The following is a 17,018-nucleotide window of genomic DNA, read 5'->3' as shown; positions in this document are numbered from 1 at the left end:
AATCTGTGATCCAGCCACGCGATCAACTGTTTTTTGTGGTCACAATCCCATGCTGAGACCAAGATCACAAAGGCACCATCAGGTGCCTTTGAGTTGATCACAGAATAAGCAGCCAGAAACTCAGAATGAGTACAGCAACGTCATGTTGGTTTCGGTGTCAGTGCTTTTCTTATCATCTAGCGGATCACTGTTATAACGGACTATCACTGCAAATTTCATTGCCAATGAGCCGATGATATTGGCGGTAATGGAGGTTTCCGAACGGGCATTCAGTTTATCACCATAATCAGCTACAAACATCTGCTTAAATTTAGAAGTTTTACTGATTTCCACTTCGTAATTCAGTACGCCGTGGGCAACCCAACTACTATCAGAGGTATAACCTAGGTCCTGTTGCTGCTCGCTATCTAACCGCTGGTATTGATAACCTGGACCAATCTCACCATCAAGAAAACTACCGCTGCCCTGGAAAATACGATAACCATAACCAGCTGCGGTGTTGAAGGTGTAATCGTATCCCGTAAACGGATCGACTTCATAGCTGCCAGTCGCAAACATATAACTGCGGCCATCGAACTTGTAATTTCCCTGAGCACTACCAACATAACGTTTAGCAGTCACAACATTAGTGTCTTCTTTATAAAGGCCTTCAAGTACATACTGATTTTCCCACTTCCCAAGTTCCTGTTTTAAGGCCAAACGGCCTTTTATTGAAGTGGTGTCAGTGTTACCTGTGGTTAATGTCGCTCCCATCTCGGCCTCACCGGCAAATGTGGCGTCACCTTTCACAAAGTCAGATGCCGCATAAGCGGAAGGGGCAAAGGCAACCAACGCTGCCATCCCAAGCAGTGATTTCATATACTTCTCCAATCGCACTCAATTTGTCAATTTCGGCGATACTTTAACATTTATTCGTAAAAACTGTGAAACAAGTTACATTTGTTTACCTTTTGTGGCACAAAAGTCAGCTAAAAACTGCTTTATGTATATTAAAAATATCTTTTAGATACCTGTAGTTGCTTCATCCATATATCGCTGTATGACCACTTGGAATAAAACTCAGATAAAAACCACCATCTAACGCATATTCTAAAGCGATGAGTGCTGGTAAATGGTTAACGGTAATGGAGTAATAAAGTAACAAGCCCCAGCAATCAGACTTGCCAGGGCTTGAGCGATGCAGCGGAAGCATGTGATCAGTGAGTGATCACCATTTCATCCAATAGATTATCGGCATGGTCAAGATACTTCATCACCCACAGCATATAGCGGCTATCCACATGAATTGAGCGGTTGATATTATCGTCATAATTCCAGTCACCGATAATGCTCTCGTATACCCCGTCAAACAGCAGCCCCACCAGCTCTGCCCGACCATTCAGTGTCGGCGAACCAGAGTTCCCCCCAGTGGTGTCCACTGTTGACAGGAAGTTAACGGGCACTGAATCCAATGACTTGACATAGAAATCCCCGTAGGCTTTGTCTTTGATCAGCTTCAGCTCTGCCTTGGGCGCATCAAACGGTTCAATTCCGGTGTCTTTCTGGGTAATTCCCTGCAAGCGGGTAAACGGCGTGGCATACAGACCATCTTTAGGAGAATAACCCTTCACGTTACCGTAGGTAACCCGCAAACTGGAATTAGCATCGGCATATACAGGTTTGCCCTGGCTCTGATAGTAGGCGATGATCGCCGCCATATATTGTGGCCGTACTTTCATCAGTTCCCCGTCCAACTGTTTGTTGGTGTCACGCAGTTGCTTATTAGTGTCATACATGGCCACCGCAAAGCGGATCATCGGATCTTTAGACTGTTCAAACGCAGCCACGGACTTGTCCATCCAGCCCAATCTGACACGCTTATCAGCCAATGTTGTCGCCGCGTACATTTGGTCCAATTGCTGTTGTAGTTGTTGCAGATCCAGTTTGTCCTGAATACCGAAGAACTTATCCAGCGCGGGTAAACGGTCAGCCGCAGGTAACGCAGCATAGCGTTTCAATAGTTCCAGGGTCATTGCCTTATCCACTGTTGCCGCATAACGCCGATCAATGCGTTCGAGCCCAGAGGTGAAACGATTCATATCACGCTGTTGGAACCCAGGTTCCCGTTGCATATCCGGCAACTGTTTTTCATGGGCCAAACGCAGCAAACGTTCGGCGGTCGGTAACATGGTGGTATAGCCAAGGTAACCGAGGATCAGATCCCGCTGTTGATGTTGCTGTCCCTGCTGCACCAGCGTATCCAGTTGATGGAGCACTTGGCCATACAGCTGCTCACGTTGTTTATCTGCCGCCAACCACTGCTGCAGCTGCTGCTCCTGCGCTTTTTTGTCATGCAGCATCGAAGACTTGCCATAAAACTCTATCATGGAGGTAAAGTTTTTGGCGTAGTTTGCCAATCCCGCCAGCATGCTTTCGTACTTGATCCGTGCTTCACTACCTTCTGCGGCAGTATCGCGGATGATGTTGATCAGTGTTTCTCGCAGTGCTTTGGCGGCTGGATAGTAGTACTCAAACTGGTTCTGTACTTCTTCCGCGGTACGATAACGATTGGTACGCCCTGGATAACCGGCCACCATGACAAAGTCTCCATCAGCAACGCCTTTAGCCGAAACTTTCAGGAAACTCTTTGGCTGATAAGGCACGTTATCCAGGCTGAAATCCGCCGGTTTGCCATCCTTGCCAACATAAGCGCGGTAGAAGGAAAAATCACCGGTGTGACGTGGCCACATCCAGTTATCAACATCACCACCATATTTACCCACGCTGAGCGCTGGGTTATACACCAGCCGCACATCACGAATCTCCAGCTGTTTCACCAGATAATATTCCAGCCCGCCATGAAAACTGTATACCTGACAGCGGTAACCGGCAGCCTGCTCACAATCGGCAACCAGACTCTTCTCAGCCATCTCAACCGCAGTGTAAAAGTCGGCCCCAGTCAACTTGGCGGTATGCTGATTGACTTTATCCGTCACATTCGTCACCGCCTCAGTAACATAAACGCGAGAACCAGGCGCGGCGGGGAGTTCTTCTTTCAGCGAATGAGCCAGAAAGCCATTCTGCAACAAGTTTTTTTCCGGAGTGGAATTGTATTGAATCGAGCCGTAGGCACAGTGGTGGTTAGTCACGACCAAGCCTTTGGGCGACACAAAAGACGCAGTACAGCCGCCAAGGCTAATCACCGCATTCATTGGGAATTCTGTCAGTTTTGAAATGGACTTAGGATCAATCTCCAATCCTTTAGCTTTCAATTGCTCTGCCATTGCCGGTAACTGGTCGGGCTGCCACATTCCTTCATCTGCGAGTGCAGTAAAGCTGGCAATCACGGTGCCAGCGAGAATTAGTTTTCTCATTAATTTCAGTTCCTTTGGAAAATTTGATCACTACCCAGGCAAATCACAGACAATAAAAAAGCCGGGCCTGGCCCGACTTTAACAAAAACACAACAGTACAACAGCAGTCTGACAAACTCGCTTACAAGGCTGTCACTGAGGAAAAATCCCCTTACAAATATCCTCAGAGTGCCGCGTATAACTGCGCCACAATAATGATCACACCGAGCAAGCTAAGCAACCATAGTGCGGGCTTACCGCCACCCACCTGATAACCTTCCTTGTCACAGCTACGTTGTTTCAAGACAATCAGTACCGGCAAGAACACCGTAATCACTACCAGAGGAATTGCGGCGAAGCCTAACAGTGAGATAAATCCTGGTGCATATAATGCGACAACCAAAGGCGGAATAAAGGTCAACAACCAGGTTTGTAAACGACCGCTGAACGTATTTCGGGCACGGATCAGTTCCGCATTAAAATCAAACAGACTTAAGGTTACACCGAGGAATGAAGTAATCAGCGCCAGATCCGCAAACAATCCAATAATCTTACCAATCACAGGTTGTGCAGAAATCTCCTGCAATGCGCTGATCATTTTTGCCAGCGAACCGTTGAAACTAGCAATAGCATCACCACCAACGGTGCCAAATGTCACCAATAACCACAGCACATAGCAGAACAGTGGCAACGTTGAACCAATCAGCAACACTTTACGTAATGAAGGGACATCACCTTTCAGATAACCGACTAAGGTTGCAATACAGACATGGAAGCCAAATGAGGTAAACATCACCGGTATGGCACTCAGCCAAACGCCCGTCATCGAATCAGTGGCGGCCTTTGCAGCTAAACTGCTGTAACTCACTTCCGGCATCAAGAATACCAGTACTAGTACCAATGCGATGATCATGGCCGAGAACAGTGCCCGAGACACCTTATCGACCCAATGCACCCCCAGCGCAGCGAAACCGCCCAGGAATACCGTAAACAATAACACTGAGGAATGACTGCTCAGTTGCAAACCAAACCAGGCATCAGCTTTTTTACTTAACAGATCAGCACCACCACTGAGGTAAGCGGCAGTCAGTGCAAACAGCAAGCTGAGAAACGATAGACTTTGCACCACCTGACCGGCGCGACCGAGAGATTTACCGGTTATCGTGTGCAGGTTGTCACCAACACCAGAATGCAAGTTCACTTCCAGCATCAATAACGCGATAAAGGCAGACATGGCCCATATCACTAGCATCAGGAATATCGCAGGGATAAGGCCCATTGCGGCAGTTGCCATAGGTAAGGCCAGCATACCGGCACCAATCGCGGTACCGGCGACGATCGCAATCGATCCAATTATTTTAAGATTCACGGAATAGGTCCTGTCTTTAATTGTTATTTTTTTACTAATTGTTATTTTTTAGCGGCCGGATTTTCCATTGTAGGGAGCGGGTACAGTCAGCAAGATGCGAACAGCATTTACGGATGTGCTTCCGAAAAATCGACACAGATTTGACATTATCAGAGCAATTTGCTGCAAGCAAGAACTGATTTAGCCTTAAAATCGTAAAAAATATTGTCATTTATGCAAACAATCTGCAATTTTGATTTTGTTACCGAGAATTTAAGGGTTGTTAAGCATAGCGTTCTGGATATAATGGTCGCCTCTCTAGTTCTTGGGGGAGTAGCCGACCTGTTAATTACAGGGGCATTCATCAACAGACTTGGCCATATGCCATGGTGAATGCAGCAAGCCTGACTTGCCTGGCAAGACCTGAGCACAGCGCACCATTTAACAGGGGTGAATGGCGTGTTGTGCCCGGTTAAAGGTCACCCCTGAGGATCTCATCTTGGAAGCGCTGTTCACTTCTGCTCTTACTGTCTCTGTTGCTGAAATTGGTGACAAAACCCAGTTATTGGCATTGCTATTAGCCGCAAGATTTAAAAACAAAACGGCCATTATCAGCGGTATTCTGTTGTCAACACTGGCCAACCACTTTATGGCCGCGTGGTTGGGTCATTGGGCTATCGCGTGGTTAACACCAGAAGTCGCTCGTTATCTGATTGCATTCAGTTTCTTCGCCATCGCCTTATGGATATTAGTGCCGGACAAAGCCGACGATGAAGATAGCCGTTTCTATCGATATGGTCCATTTTTAGCAACCTTCGTGCTGTTCTTCCTGGCCGAGATGGGTGATAAAACCCAGATTGCCACAGTAGTGCTGGCAGCTAAGTTCCACAATCTGCCATTAGTGGTAGTAGGGACCACGTTGGGAATATTGTTAGCCAATGTGCCCGTAGTGCTCGCAGGCTCCTTTGGTGGCAGCAAGCTGCCGGTTAAGCTGATCCACCGAGTCTGTGCGGTGCTATTCTTGCTGCTGGGGATTGTCACCTTAGTCTGGCATTGATCGGCTAATGAGCTAAAAAGCCCGAAATTCGGGCTTTTTAGTATTAACGAAGCTTAAAGCTCCAGTTGCCGACGAATCCGTTCGCCATAATCGGCATCAGCTTTGGTGAAGTGTTCCACCATCTGTTGTTGTACATCATGGCTCACCTGACTCAGGGTACCACAGATGTTGCTGACTAAACGTGCCTTTTCTTCCTCGCTGAATAACCGATATAGATTGCCTGCCTGGGTATAGTCGTCTTGATCATAACGACTGTAGCGACTGACCTCGCCTTCCAAACGCAACGGCGGTTCTTTGAACATCTCGGCATCAATCAAACCATTCACTGTAGAATTAGGCCCATAGTTTGGGCTGGCGTCGGCGCCAGTTTGGCTATGATGATACGGGCACTGAGTTCCCGCCATCGCCCCCGCACGCTGGTGATGATTGGCCGCTGCCGCATGCGGGCAGTTCACGGGCAGCTGATTGTAGTTAGCGCCGACCCGATAACGTTGGGCATCGGCATACGCAAACAACCGCGCTTGGAGCATTTTGTCCGGTGAGGCGCCAATACCAGGCACCAGATTACTTGGTGCCAATGCCGCTTGTTCGACTTCTGCAAAGTAGTTTTGCGGTAAGCGATTCAGTTCCAATATGCCCACCTCCATCAGCGGGTAATCCTTGTGCGGCCAAACTTTGGTCAGATCAAATGGATTAATATGGTAATGATTCGCATCGGCCTCAGGCATTATCTGCACCTGTAATTTCCAACGCGGGAAATGACGATCAGTGATTGCGGCCACCATATCTCGCTGCGCATGATCCGGGTCGATACCCTTTACAGTCGCGGCCTGGGCCTCGGTCAGATTGGCAATGCCCTGCTCACTCTTAAAATGGAATTTCACCCAGAAACGCTCACCCTGACCATTCCAGAAGGAAAAGGTGTGTGAACCATAGCCATGCATGTGCCGATAGTTGGCGGGGATACCGCGATCAGACATCAATATCGTTACCTGATGCATTGACTCTGGGTTCAATGCCCAGAAATCCCACATTGCTTGCGGATCTTTCAGGTTGGTCTGAGGGTTGCGTTTTTGTGTATGAATAAAGTCGGGAAATTTAATACCGTCCCGTAAAAAGAAGGTCGGCGTGTTGTTACCGACGATATCGTGGTTACCGCGAGCTGTATAAAAACGTACAGCAAAGCCTCGCGGGTCACGCTCGGCATCTGCCGACCCCATCTCCCCACCCACGGTCGAGAAACGCGCGAATACTTCCGTTTGTTTACCAACACCATTGAAATGATCGGCAATCGTATAACGGCTCAGATCATTGGTCAGGGTAAAAGTGCCGTAAACACCGGTGCCTTTGGCATGCACTACCCGCTCCGGAATACGTTCACGATTGAAATGAGCCAGTTTTTCAATTAAATGAAAATCTTGTAACAACAGTGGGCCGCGTTCACCAGCAGACAGTGAATTCTGATCATCTGCTACGGGGGCACCATTCTGGCTGGTAATGAAATGCTGTGTCATCTTGTGCTCCTTACGATTTTTTCTGGTTTAACCAAAGTTCGATCAAATCAACGATTGTGGCCATGTTGCACTCCTTAAACGACGTTAATGGGCATCGCGGCGTTGAGAAGATAATAGAGAACCCAGCAAAACCAATAAAACGATTAAAACTGATTATCACAATTCATTTACTGAATTAAATTTGAAACAGCACGACTTAACCGATGTTCATAATTGTAGAAGTCACGGCCATCAGTGACGGTGAAAAATCTCGACACACTGAAATGAAGAAAGCAGCCTGCGGCTGCTTTCTGGTAGGCAATGGTGGCGTTAGCCCGCGTTTTTGGTATCGGGGCGTTTAACAACGGCGGCGGTCATCCGTGAAATACAGGTGAGTTCATCCGCACTATTAAAGATTTTCACTTCCCAGACGGAAGTGCGCTTACCTAAATGAATTGGACGGGCAATAGCCTTGAGTTCGCCATTACGCGCAGCCCGAATATGATTGGCATTGATCTCCTGCCCGACACAGAAATAGTGTTCAAAATCCACCGCAAAATTGGCGGCATAACTGGCGACGGTTTCGGCCAACACCACATTTGCGCCACCATGCACCATACCGATAGGATTATGAATCGCCGGCGATGCGGGCATGGTTGCTACCAGATAATCATCGCCAATCTCGGTCACTTTGATGCCCAAAGTCTGCATTAGCGTGCCTTTGCCCCCCTGTCCCAGATCCAGACGGGCACAGTCATCAAGGGTGATCTCTCTGAACCAGATACTCATAGCTTAATAGTTCCTGTTGTCATACTGCCGGACAGTGTAACGCCTGATTACTTGGCAGATATAGCCAATTCGGCTAATTGACGATCATGCAGCTTGGATAAGCTGAGCACGGCACAAATCGCGCCAATCAGCGCAAACAGCATATCTGACTGTGTATCCCAGACATATCCCTGAGTACCAAGGAATGCTTCAGCGCCATCATTGGTTAACACCGCCACCCACCATTCCACCAACTCATAAAATGCCGACAGCGCCAAAGCAAAACAGCAGCACAGAAAATTACACCAGCGACCTCGCGGTAACACCTGTTTACGCAGCAGCAACTCGCGGGCAATCATCGCCGGAATAAATCCCTGCGCGAAATGGCCTAACTTGTCATAGTTATTGCGTCCCCAACTAAACCAGTCAGATAACCAGTCGAATAACGGCACCTGGGCATAGGTGTAATGGGCACCGACAAACAGCACACAACAGTGCAGCAGGATCAGCACTGATAATAAGCTTGTTAAGGGAAATACTCGCCGGCACCACAGCAGGATAGGAACCGCTAGCAGTGCCGGAGCGGCTTCCATCCACCAGGTAAAGCCATCATGAGGCTGCCATGCAGACCACGACAGCACCATTGCATAAAACACTAGCCAGATCAGCGGATTTTTCAATTTTCGCCTCAACTTGCAAATTGTTCATGAACAAAAATAAACACTTCAGCCATCCGGACCTCCACATGTGCAAAAAAAGGTGCTAACGTGATCCGATAGCTTGGGGAAGCTTATCACACTACACTTTGTTCACTAGCAGATACACGACTGAAGGGGTACCGATATCATGGCGAAAGTTTCGCTGGACAAGGATAAAATCAAAATCCTGTTGTTGGAAGGCGTTCATCAATCAGCATTAGATGTGCTGAAAAATTCCGGATATAACAATATCGAATTTCATAAAGGCTCCCTATCCGGAGATGAACTGATTGAAGCCATCAAAGATGCCCATTTTGTCGGTATTCGTTCCCGCACACACCTGACCAAGGAAGTGTTGGATCACGCCGAAAAACTGGTCGGTATCGGCTGTTTCTGTATTGGTACCAACCAAGTTGATCTGAAAGCGGCTGAACTGCTGGGCATTCCAGTATTCAATGCCCCATTCTCCAATACCCGCAGTGTTGCAGAGCTGGTGATTGGCGAAATTATCATGTTGATGCGTGGCATCCCACAACGTAACGCTTCGGCACATAAAGGTGGCTGGATTAAAAGCGCCAAGGGCAGTTACGAAGTTCGTGGCAAAACCCTCGGGGTTATCGGTTATGGTCACATCGGGACTCAGCTTGGCATTCTGGCCGAAACGCTCGGTATGCGTGTGATTTTCTACGATATTGAAGACAAACTGCCACTGGGTAACGCCCATCAGCTGCGCTTTATGAACGAGCTGTTAGCACAGGCAGATGTGGTGAGTTTGCATGTTCCAGAAACCCCACAAACCAAACTGATGTTCGGTGCTGCGCAAATTGAAGCGATGCGTCCAGGAAGTTTCCTGATCAACGCATCTCGCGGCACTGTGGTGGATATCGATGCGTTGGCTGCAGCGCTGGAATCCAAACATCTGGCCGGTGCTGCTATCGACGTATTCCCGGTAGAACCTAAGTCCAATGACGATGAGTTCCAGACCCCATTGCGTGGTTTTGACAATGTGATTCTGACCCCTCACGTGGGTGGCAGTACTGAAGAAGCACAGGAAAATATCGGTATTGAAGTGGCCGGTAAGCTGGCGAAGTACTCAGACAACGGCTCTACCGTGACCGCCGTGAACTTCCCGGAAGTGTCGCTGCCACAACAGCATGGCACCTCACGTTTGCTGCATATTCACCGCAACCGTCCTGGTATTCTGCTGAAAATCAACCAGTCATTCTCTGAAAAAGGCATCAACATTGGTGGCCAGTATCTGCAAACTACCGCCGATATCGGTTACGTGGTGATGGAAGTTCATACCGATCAGGCAACTGAAGCCTTGGAAGAACTGAAAAACATTGAAGGCACTATCCGTACCCGTTTGCTGTACTGATATGTGAAGCAAGTAAATGTTTCGCAGGGCGCCTTCTTGGCGCCCTGTTTATTTGCGATAGATCCGTTACAATCGAAGCACTTTTGCTGTTGTTAATCTCAGGATGATCCTATGAGTCTTACTGATCCCCAACTCACCTGGGCACCGGATGCCCAGCTACCAGAACTGCTGATTTCACCGCTCTCCCATCTGGGCCTGATCCAGGTCACGGGTGAACAGAATCGCAGTTTTATTCATGGCCAGATTACTGCCGATGTTAATGCGCTTAGCGCCGATGACTGGTGCTGGGGCGCCCATTGTGATCCCAAAGGTAAAATGCTGTCGGCATTTCGTTTGTTTGCAGTTGCCGATGCTCTGATGCTCTTAATGCCCAAAGACACTGTAGCCAGTGACCTGCCGGAGTTTCGCAAATATGCGGTATTCAGCAAAGCCGAACTCAATGATGTTGCTGCAACTTGGACAATACTCGGTGTCGCCGGCAGTGCGGCTGCGGACTGGATTAAAGGTCATTTTCCGGCATTCAGCACTGACCACAAACTGATTGCGCTTGAACAAGGCGCGGTACTGAATGATGGTGAGCGGTTCTTAATTGTATTACCGACCGCAGTTGCCTCAACGTTAGTAGAAGGTGAAGCCTTATATCATCACAGTGCCTGGCAAGCTTTAGAGATATTAGCCGGGTATCCTGCACTTTCTGCAGCACATCAGGCGCAATTCGTGCCGCAAATGTGCAACCTGCAAGCACTTAACGGCATCAGTTTTACCAAGGGCTGTTACATGGGGCAGGAAACTGTCGCGCGCATGAAATATCGCGGGGGTAATAAACGGGCAATGTACATTTTGAACGGCACCGCCGACATTGAAGTCACGGCAGAATCTACGCTGGAACTGGCGTTGGAGGATGGCTTCCGTCCTCAGGGCACTATTGTGGAAGCGGTACAGATTGATGGTCAACTCTTGCTGACAGCCGTTCTGCCAAATGATACCGAACGTGATGCTAAGTTCCGTATTGCCGAAGCGCCACAGAGTCAGCTCTCGATAGTGCCGTTGCCCTACACTTTAGAAGAGTAATCGACGTAGAGGGCACCGCTGGGTGCCTTCTGTTTTTTGCACCGGCTATGATGCTGATGCAGTCAAGCGATGATGGGCGGGTCATACTGCCATCAACATTTAAAAAGCCCATTGCCTTAAGTGGCCGCTAGCCCAAAGACGTTTTTATCGTACCTTGATTCACTTAACTGTTTGCGCTACAGCAGATAAACTGATCTGCATCAGGTGCTATTTCGCAAATACAAGGACTGAAAATGCCGCAATCCCACCAGCAGTCATTGGTTCAACTATCGCAAATCAGCAAAGGATTTAATGACGGCGATCAGTATCATCTGGTGTTGGACTGCCTCGACTTAATCATCCAGCAGGCAGAAACCGTGGCACTCACCGGTCCTAGCGGCAGTGGCAAGAGCACTTTGCTGAATATTATTGGCGGTTTTGAATACCCAGACACTGGCGAACTCCAGCTTCAGGGCGCCGATTGCCGTAAGTGGCATGATCCGCAATGGAGCCGTTTCCGCCGTCAGCATCTGGGGGTGGTATTCCAACAGTTCAATCTGCTGACCCCACTGAATGTCCGCGATAATATTCTGTTCCCGTTATCGCTGCTCGGGCAAAAATGGAATGACTGGTGCGATTACCTGCTACAGAAACTCGCCATCACTGAACTGGCACAGCGGCCAATCGAGCAGTTGTCCGGCGGTCAGCAGCAGCGGGTTGCCATTGCTCGAGCACTGGCACATCGTCCGGCATTGTTATTAGCGGATGAACCGACCGGCAATCTTGATGCTGAAGCCGCTGAGGAAGTGATGCAGCTGTTGTGTAAACTCGCCGCTGATGCTGGCACGGCGATTCTGATGGTGACGCACAGTGACAGTGCTGCCGCCCATATGCAACGGCGCTGGCATCTGCAACAGGGGAAAGTCCATGAGTGATTGGCGTCTGGGCTGGCAAGCGCTGCGGGTGTATTTAGCGCACTATCGCCAAGCCCCGCTGCAAGCGGGCGCTATTCTACTGGGTGTTGTGCTGGCAGTAACGTTGCTGATCGGGGTCAAAGCCACCAATGATAACGCCATTCACAGTTATCAGGACGCCGGCGAAGCATTAGCTCAGCAAGCGGCGCTCTTTATCAGTGCCTCTGGCCGCGGGGCCAGTGTTGATGAACAACTCTATTTCCGCTTAAAAAAACTCGGGCTACATGCTTTGCCGGTAGTGAGTGGCACGCTCGAAGATGCTCAAGGCCGTAAATGGCAGATTGATGGCAGTGATATCGTCGCAGCCTTACACAGTTTTCAGCAACAAGCGCCGGGATTTGAAGCGCAACTACCACTGGTCTCAATGCTGGCCGGTGAACCTTTGATACTCGCTAGCAAAACACAGGCGCAGTCGATGGGGGTTAATGACGCTTCCGACGCGTATTTCACGCTCGCAGGTCAGCAGCTAAAGGTCGATGTTTTACCTGACAGTGCCAATCTGGGGAACCGCTTATATCTGGATATTTCGGTTGCACAGTCGCTGTTGCAACTGCCCGGGCGTTTAAGTTACATCGCCTTATTTGGCGATGCAGCCCAATTAAAGCAGCAGTTAGCGCAAAGCGGGCTGCCGTTGGCGGGCTTGCAAATTACCGAACAGGATCAGGGCAAAGCGCTGACCGATCTCACCCGCAGTTTTCATCTGAATCTTAATGCCATGGGGATGCTGGCGTTTCTGGTGGGCTTATTCATCGCCTATAACGGTGTGCGCTACAGTCTGATGAAGCGCCAACGGCTGCTGTTACAACTATTACAACAGGGCCTCAGCCGCCGAGCCCTCATGCTGTCTCTGCTGCTCGAGTTGTTGCTGTTGGTGGCCATCGGTTCGTTTGTGGGTTTTTTACTGGCACTGCAACTCAGCCATTGGCTGCAACCTATGGTAGCCGTCACGCTGGAACAACTTTATGGTGCCACCCTGTTGCCCGGTAACTGGCAATGGGCCTGGCTGGCAGAGGGCGCAGGACTGACACTGATTGCGGCCCTGTTGGCCTGTGTGCCGTTATACCGACAACTGTGTCAGCGCAGTATTGCTCAGGGCACGCAACGCTTTGCCCAGCAGGAACATCATCGGCGCATTCACCGACGGCTATTTGCGCTAGGGATGCTACTACTGCTGCTGACAGCAGCACTCTACCCTTTCAGCCGCGCACATGGACAAAGTCTGGCATTAATGGGGCTGCTTACTATCGCCATGCCGCTGTTACTGCCACAGGTGTTGCAAACCAGCCTCAGCCTGTTGACGCCTTGGGTGCCAGCCGGGCTGCCGCGTTATGCGATTGCGGAAACTCGCGAACTCACGGCGCCACTAGCGCTGGCAATGATGGCGTTACTGTTGGCATTATGCGCCAACATCGCTATGAATACTCTGGTTGGTAGCTTCGATCGAACCCTGCGCAGCTGGCTCAATACCCGACTGCATGCCGATTTGTATATTAGGCCCGGTAACAATGAGATGTCAGCATTACAGCAATATCTCGACACCAATGCGCCTAAATTACCGCGTTACTATCAGTGGCAAGCGCCATTTTATGTGGCAAATGGCACTGAAGTGCAGTCAATTAACCTGTTGAGTCGCGACCCGACCTCAATTGCAGAAACTACCGTGTTTAAACAACCTGATCAGTTGGCAAAGCAACGCCTGGCGGTACAACAGGTGTTGGCGGGCCAAGGCATCTTTATCAGTGAGCCATTGGCACTGAAACTGACAGTCCAGACGGGAGATAATGTGCGTTTATGCCAGGATAACCGCTGCCAACACCCTCACATGACCCAAATTGCGGGGGTCTATTTCGATTACGGCAATCCCAGAGGCGAGGCGTTGGCAGCACCAACGCTATGGCAACAGCTGCAGTTACCCGCACAACCTTATAGTCTGGCCATCGGAGGCATCACTGCGGGGCAGGCAGCCATTGATAAACTCGGTGAGCAGATAGGAAATACGCTGGGACTCAACCCGGCACAGATATACAGCCAGCAAAAAATTCGCACACAAGCCCTGAAGGTATTTAACAAGACCTTTAGTATCACCTTAGTGCTGAATACCCTGACATTGCTGGTCGCGGCAATCGGGTTATTCAGCGCCGTATTAATGCTGACCCAATCAAGGCAAGCACCGCTGGCAATCTTGCGCAGTCTTGGCGTACCGCAAAAGCAGCTGTGGCTGATGCTGCTAGCCCAGATCCTGCTGGCGGTGTTCATCACCTGTCTCATGGCCCTGCCGTTAGGTGCCATCCTCGGCTATCTGCTGATCCATAAAGTGACGTTGCAAGCCTTCGGCTGGACCATCATGCAACACTGGGACTGGCTGGCTTATGGACGCGTTGTTGGCCTGTCATTAGGATGTTGTCTGCTGGCGGTGTTGCTGCCGCTTTACTGGCAAAGTCGGCGCTCAATGGTGTCAGCACTGCAGCAGGAGGTACTATGAAACGGCATCACCTGTTTGGGCTGTTACCGCTGTTACTGTTAACCGCCTGCACTCCCGCGGAAAAATCAGCCTCGATGGGACAGATATTAGGCCGAGCTGATACTGGCTTTGCCCAAGTATTGCCGGGCAAGAATTTTGCGTTTCCAGAGGATCATTTAGCGCATCCGAAGTTTCGTCAAGAATGGTGGTATCTCACCGCGAACCTGCACACCGCTGATGGAACGCCACTAGGATTACAGTGGACCCAGTTTCGCATAGCGCTGTCAGCCGCCGCCCCGGCAAGTTCCTCGCCCTGGGCCAGCAATCAATTGTATATGGCACACGCCGCACTGACGTTTAAGCAACAGCATCTCACCGCTGAACGTTGGGGTCGAGGCACTCACGGTGAGCAAGCGCCCGCACAGGTATCAGGACCGCCGTTATCGGTGCGACTGGATGACTGGCAATGGCAGGCACAGGCAGGATCAGACAATCCCAACCACGGACTACTCCCTGCGACCCTCTCGGTGGCCGATGCCCAATTTGCCTACAACCTGCAACTGTCAGCCAACGCGCCGTTGGTATTGCAAGGTGATCACGGCTACAGTCGCAAAAGTGCTGATGGTAAAGTCGCGTCCTATTACTACAGTCAGCCGTTTATCAATGTTGATGGTACAGTGCTGCATCAGGGACGTTGGCAACATGTCAGTGGTATCGCCTGGTTAGATCGTGAATGGAGTTCTGAGTTTCTCAGTCGCCAACAACAGGGTTGGGACTGGTTTGCGCTGCACCTTAACGACGGCTCTGCCCTGATGCTGTTTCAGCTAAGGGGAACGGATAAAAGTGACAAGGCGTTTTATAGCGGTAAACGTATGTTTCCAGATGGTCGTAGTCACTCACTAAGCGCCAAGGATATTCGCATGCAAGCCACTGCCTGGCAGCAGACCACCAGCGGTCGCTATCCGGTAAGCTGGCATCTGTCATTGCCAACGGAACAACTGGAACTCGACATTACCCCGCTCAATCGCAACGCAGTAATGCCGTTATCGGTATCCTACTGGGAAGGCCCCATCAGCATCAGCGGCAGTCAACAGGGCGCGGGTTATCTGGAACTGACCGGCTATTGAGTTTCACGGTCAGCATCAAGCCATTCACATCGGGCGACGAGTTGCCATATGTTCGCGCTGGTGATAATAACTCAAGGTTTGCAGCGCCAGCAGAAAGACATCTGCACTGTTATCACCATCAACATTCTTGACGACGGTGACCGCGCGATGATGTTCAGTACATAAGATAGTCATGGTAATGCCGCCCATACTACCGCCTGAGTGCATCACGGCATGAGGCATCGCGTCCATCAGCGCTAACGCCTGGGTATCATTCTTATATTGTTTGCGCTGCCGATAATCATCAAAACCGATAAACCAGCCAATGCCAACATTCACCGGCTTACCATCGTTGAGACGCGCCTTGGTCAGCATCAACTTACTAACCTTTGGCTTCAGGTAATGACCATCAATCTGCGCCACCGCAAAACGCGAAACATCTGCGGCACTGGCAATAATGCCGCCGCCCGCCCATTTGTAACTATGGTCAGTTTGTGGCGAATTGATCAGCTTACCATCGCGCACGCTGTACGGCCGGACGCGATTGGGAATAATCTGCGATTGCTCATCAAACGCGGTGTCATTAAGGCGCAATGGCGTAAACACTTCATCTTGCATAATCTGCTGGAAATTTCGTTTTCCATCAGCCCGTTCCATTGCCGCACTGATCAGCGTCCAGCCCAAAGTGGAATAGCTAAAAGCCGTTCCCGGGACGAATAGCAATGGATCATCTTTGAATAAGGCCAGACTGGCGCTGACCGAGGGAAAATGCTCGTTGAGCAGAAATTCATTAGCGCCTTCCTTGTAGTGGCGCACGCCTGCCGTATGGGACGCCAGTTGCCGCAGGGTAATCACAGGTTTGTCGTTGGGCCAGGCTGTCACATAGTCAGTCACCGGTTTATCCAGGTTGATTTTTCCTGCCTGATACAAACGCATTAATCCGGCAGCGGTCATCACCTTGGCAACACTGCCAATCCGCAGTTTATCTTCAGCACGCATCGGTAATCGATTTTCCACATCAGCAAAGCCGTACCCCTGAGCCCACTGCACGCCGTTGGCATCTGCCACCGCCACACTGATGCCAGGCACAGTATCAGCTGTCACTGCTTGGCGATACAGCGCATCCAGTTTTGGCGGAATCGGCTCACCGAAAACAGAGAAGCTCAGTGCGACTAACGTTAGCGGTAATAAAACGGCACGAAAACAATAGAATGGCATTTCAACAGGCTCACTAACAACGGATAAGCAGTCAAGATACTGCTAAAGACGATGAATTTCCAAATGACTAACGCCAAACATTTACGCAATACTTTGTCATCAACCTGTTTCCCAATACTGTCATCATCGAGACAG

The 17,018-nt window shown here is 50.0% G+C and carries 13 protein-coding genes and 1 riboswitch; of the genes, 6 read left to right on the top strand and 7 right to left on the bottom strand.

The genetic code is table 11. The features are described from left to right. Positions 1 to 120: 120 nt before the first annotated feature. The 3 genes from PY479_RS06860 to PY479_RS06850 form a co-directional block, all read right to left on the bottom strand. The gene (locus PY479_RS06860) at positions 121 to 858 is read right to left on the bottom strand and encodes a DUF481 domain-containing protein (RefSeq protein ID WP_212594246.1); all 738 of its coding nucleotides are present in this window, start codon (positions 856 to 858) and stop codon (positions 121 to 123) included. 338 nt (positions 859 to 1,196) lie between these two features. Then, positions 1,197 to 3,353 (bottom strand): S46 family peptidase, encoded by a 2,157-nt coding sequence (locus PY479_RS06855; RefSeq protein ID WP_275483300.1) that lies wholly within the window; start codon positions 3,351 to 3,353, stop codon positions 1,197 to 1,199. A 163-nt stretch (positions 3,354 to 3,516) separates the two neighbouring features. Then, the gene (locus PY479_RS06850; protein WP_275483299.1) at positions 3,517 to 4,701 is read right to left on the bottom strand and encodes an aromatic amino acid transport family protein; all 1,185 of its coding nucleotides are present in this window, start codon (positions 4,699 to 4,701) and stop codon (positions 3,517 to 3,519) included. A gap of 295 nt (positions 4,702 to 4,996) precedes the next feature. Next, a riboswitch (yybP-ykoY riboswitch) is annotated at positions 4,997 to 5,094 on the top strand. An 85-nt stretch (positions 5,095 to 5,179) separates the two neighbouring features. Here PY479_RS06850 and PY479_RS06845 point away from each other — a divergent pair. Beyond that, positions 5,180 to 5,737, top strand: coding sequence for a TMEM165/GDT1 family protein (locus tag PY479_RS06845; protein ID WP_212596662.1), 558 nt, complete (start codon positions 5,180 to 5,182; stop codon positions 5,735 to 5,737). A 53-nt stretch (positions 5,738 to 5,790) separates the two neighbouring features. On the opposite strand, the gene katB is transcribed toward PY479_RS06845, so the two are convergent. From katB to PY479_RS06830, 3 genes are all read right to left on the bottom strand, one after another. Next, positions 5,791 to 7,251 carry a catalase KatB gene (gene katB, locus PY479_RS06840; RefSeq protein ID WP_275483298.1) on the bottom strand — a complete coding sequence of 487 codons (1,461 nt, stop codon included), beginning with the start codon at positions 7,249 to 7,251 and terminating at the stop codon, positions 5,791 to 5,793. 309 nt (positions 7,252 to 7,560) lie between these two features. Further along, a complete protein-coding gene (locus PY479_RS06835; protein WP_212594250.1) occupies positions 7,561 to 8,019 on the bottom strand; it encodes a hotdog fold thioesterase in 459 nt (152 codons plus the stop codon). Between the two features lie 47 nt (positions 8,020 to 8,066). Then, positions 8,067 to 8,642 carry a DUF2238 domain-containing protein gene (locus PY479_RS06830; protein ID WP_275483354.1) on the bottom strand — a complete coding sequence of 192 codons (576 nt, stop codon included), beginning with the start codon at positions 8,640 to 8,642 and terminating at the stop codon, positions 8,067 to 8,069. A gap of 202 nt (positions 8,643 to 8,844) precedes the next feature. Here PY479_RS06830 and serA point away from each other — a divergent pair, with 202 nt between their 5' ends. The 5 genes from serA (at position 8,845) to PY479_RS06805 (ending at position 15,686) form a co-directional block, all read left to right on the top strand. Further along, positions 8,845 to 10,074 (top strand): phosphoglycerate dehydrogenase, encoded by a 1,230-nt coding sequence (serA, locus tag PY479_RS06825; protein ID WP_275483297.1) that lies wholly within the window; start codon positions 8,845 to 8,847, stop codon positions 10,072 to 10,074. Positions 10,075 to 10,185: 111 nt separating this feature from the next. Continuing rightward, entirely contained in the window at positions 10,186 to 11,145 is a 960-nt protein-coding gene (gene ygfZ / locus PY479_RS06820; RefSeq protein WP_275483296.1) for a tRNA-modifying protein YgfZ, read from the top strand. Positions 11,146 to 11,378: 233 nt separating this feature from the next. After that, positions 11,379 to 12,059 (top strand): ABC transporter ATP-binding protein, encoded by a 681-nt coding sequence (locus tag PY479_RS06815; RefSeq protein ID WP_212594253.1) that lies wholly within the window; start codon positions 11,379 to 11,381, stop codon positions 12,057 to 12,059. Beyond that, the gene (locus tag PY479_RS06810; protein ID WP_275483295.1) at positions 12,052 to 14,580 is read left to right on the top strand and encodes an ABC transporter permease; all 2,529 of its coding nucleotides are present in this window, start codon (positions 12,052 to 12,054) and stop codon (positions 14,578 to 14,580) included. Before PY479_RS06815 ends, PY479_RS06810 begins: the two co-directional genes overlap by 8 nt. Continuing rightward, positions 14,577 to 15,686, top strand: coding sequence for a lipocalin-like domain-containing protein (locus PY479_RS06805; protein WP_275483294.1), 1,110 nt, complete (start codon positions 14,577 to 14,579; stop codon positions 15,684 to 15,686). The genes PY479_RS06810 and PY479_RS06805 overlap by 4 nt, the downstream gene beginning before the upstream one ends. Positions 15,687 to 15,710: 24 nt before the next feature. Here PY479_RS06805 and PY479_RS06800 read toward each other — a convergent pair whose 3' ends face one another. Continuing rightward, on the bottom strand, positions 15,711 to 16,883 hold the full coding sequence (locus PY479_RS06800; protein ID WP_275483293.1) for a serine hydrolase domain-containing protein: 1,173 nt from the start codon (positions 16,881 to 16,883) through the stop codon (positions 15,711 to 15,713). Positions 16,884 to 17,018 lie beyond the last annotated feature (135 nt).

This window comes from Shewanella sp. A32 (genome assembly GCF_029167175.1).
Taxonomy (GTDB): domain Bacteria; phylum Pseudomonadota; class Gammaproteobacteria; order Enterobacterales; family Shewanellaceae; genus Shewanella; species Shewanella yunxiaonensis.
This window is presented reverse-complemented; position numbering and strand designations above follow the sequence as displayed.

Coding starts and splice junctions, on each gene's coding strand:
- PY479_RS06810 (WP_275483295.1), top strand. CDS start 12,052: ATGAGTGATTGGCGTCTGGGCTGGCAAGCGCTGCGGGTGTATTTAGCG.
- katB (WP_275483298.1), bottom strand. CDS start 7,251: ATGACACAGCATTTCATTACCAGCCAGAATGGTGCCCCCGTAGCAGAT.
- PY479_RS06830 (WP_275483354.1), bottom strand. CDS start 8,642: ATGGTGCTGTCGTGGTCTGCATGGCAGCCTCATGATGGCTTTACCTGG.
- ygfZ (WP_275483296.1), top strand. CDS start 10,186: ATGAGTCTTACTGATCCCCAACTCACCTGGGCACCGGATGCCCAGCTA.
- PY479_RS06860 (WP_212594246.1), bottom strand. CDS start 858: ATGAAATCACTGCTTGGGATGGCAGCGTTGGTTGCCTTTGCCCCTTCC.
- PY479_RS06805 (WP_275483294.1), top strand. CDS start 14,577: ATGAAACGGCATCACCTGTTTGGGCTGTTACCGCTGTTACTGTTAACC.
- PY479_RS06855 (WP_275483300.1), bottom strand. CDS start 3,353: ATGAGAAAACTAATTCTCGCTGGCACCGTGATTGCCAGCTTTACTGCA.
- serA (WP_275483297.1), top strand. CDS start 8,845: ATGGCGAAAGTTTCGCTGGACAAGGATAAAATCAAAATCCTGTTGTTG.
- PY479_RS06815 (WP_212594253.1), top strand. CDS start 11,379: ATGCCGCAATCCCACCAGCAGTCATTGGTTCAACTATCGCAAATCAGC.
- PY479_RS06800 (WP_275483293.1), bottom strand. CDS start 16,883: ATGCCATTCTATTGTTTTCGTGCCGTTTTATTACCGCTAACGTTAGTC.
- PY479_RS06835 (WP_212594250.1), bottom strand. CDS start 8,019: ATGAGTATCTGGTTCAGAGAGATCACCCTTGATGACTGTGCCCGTCTG.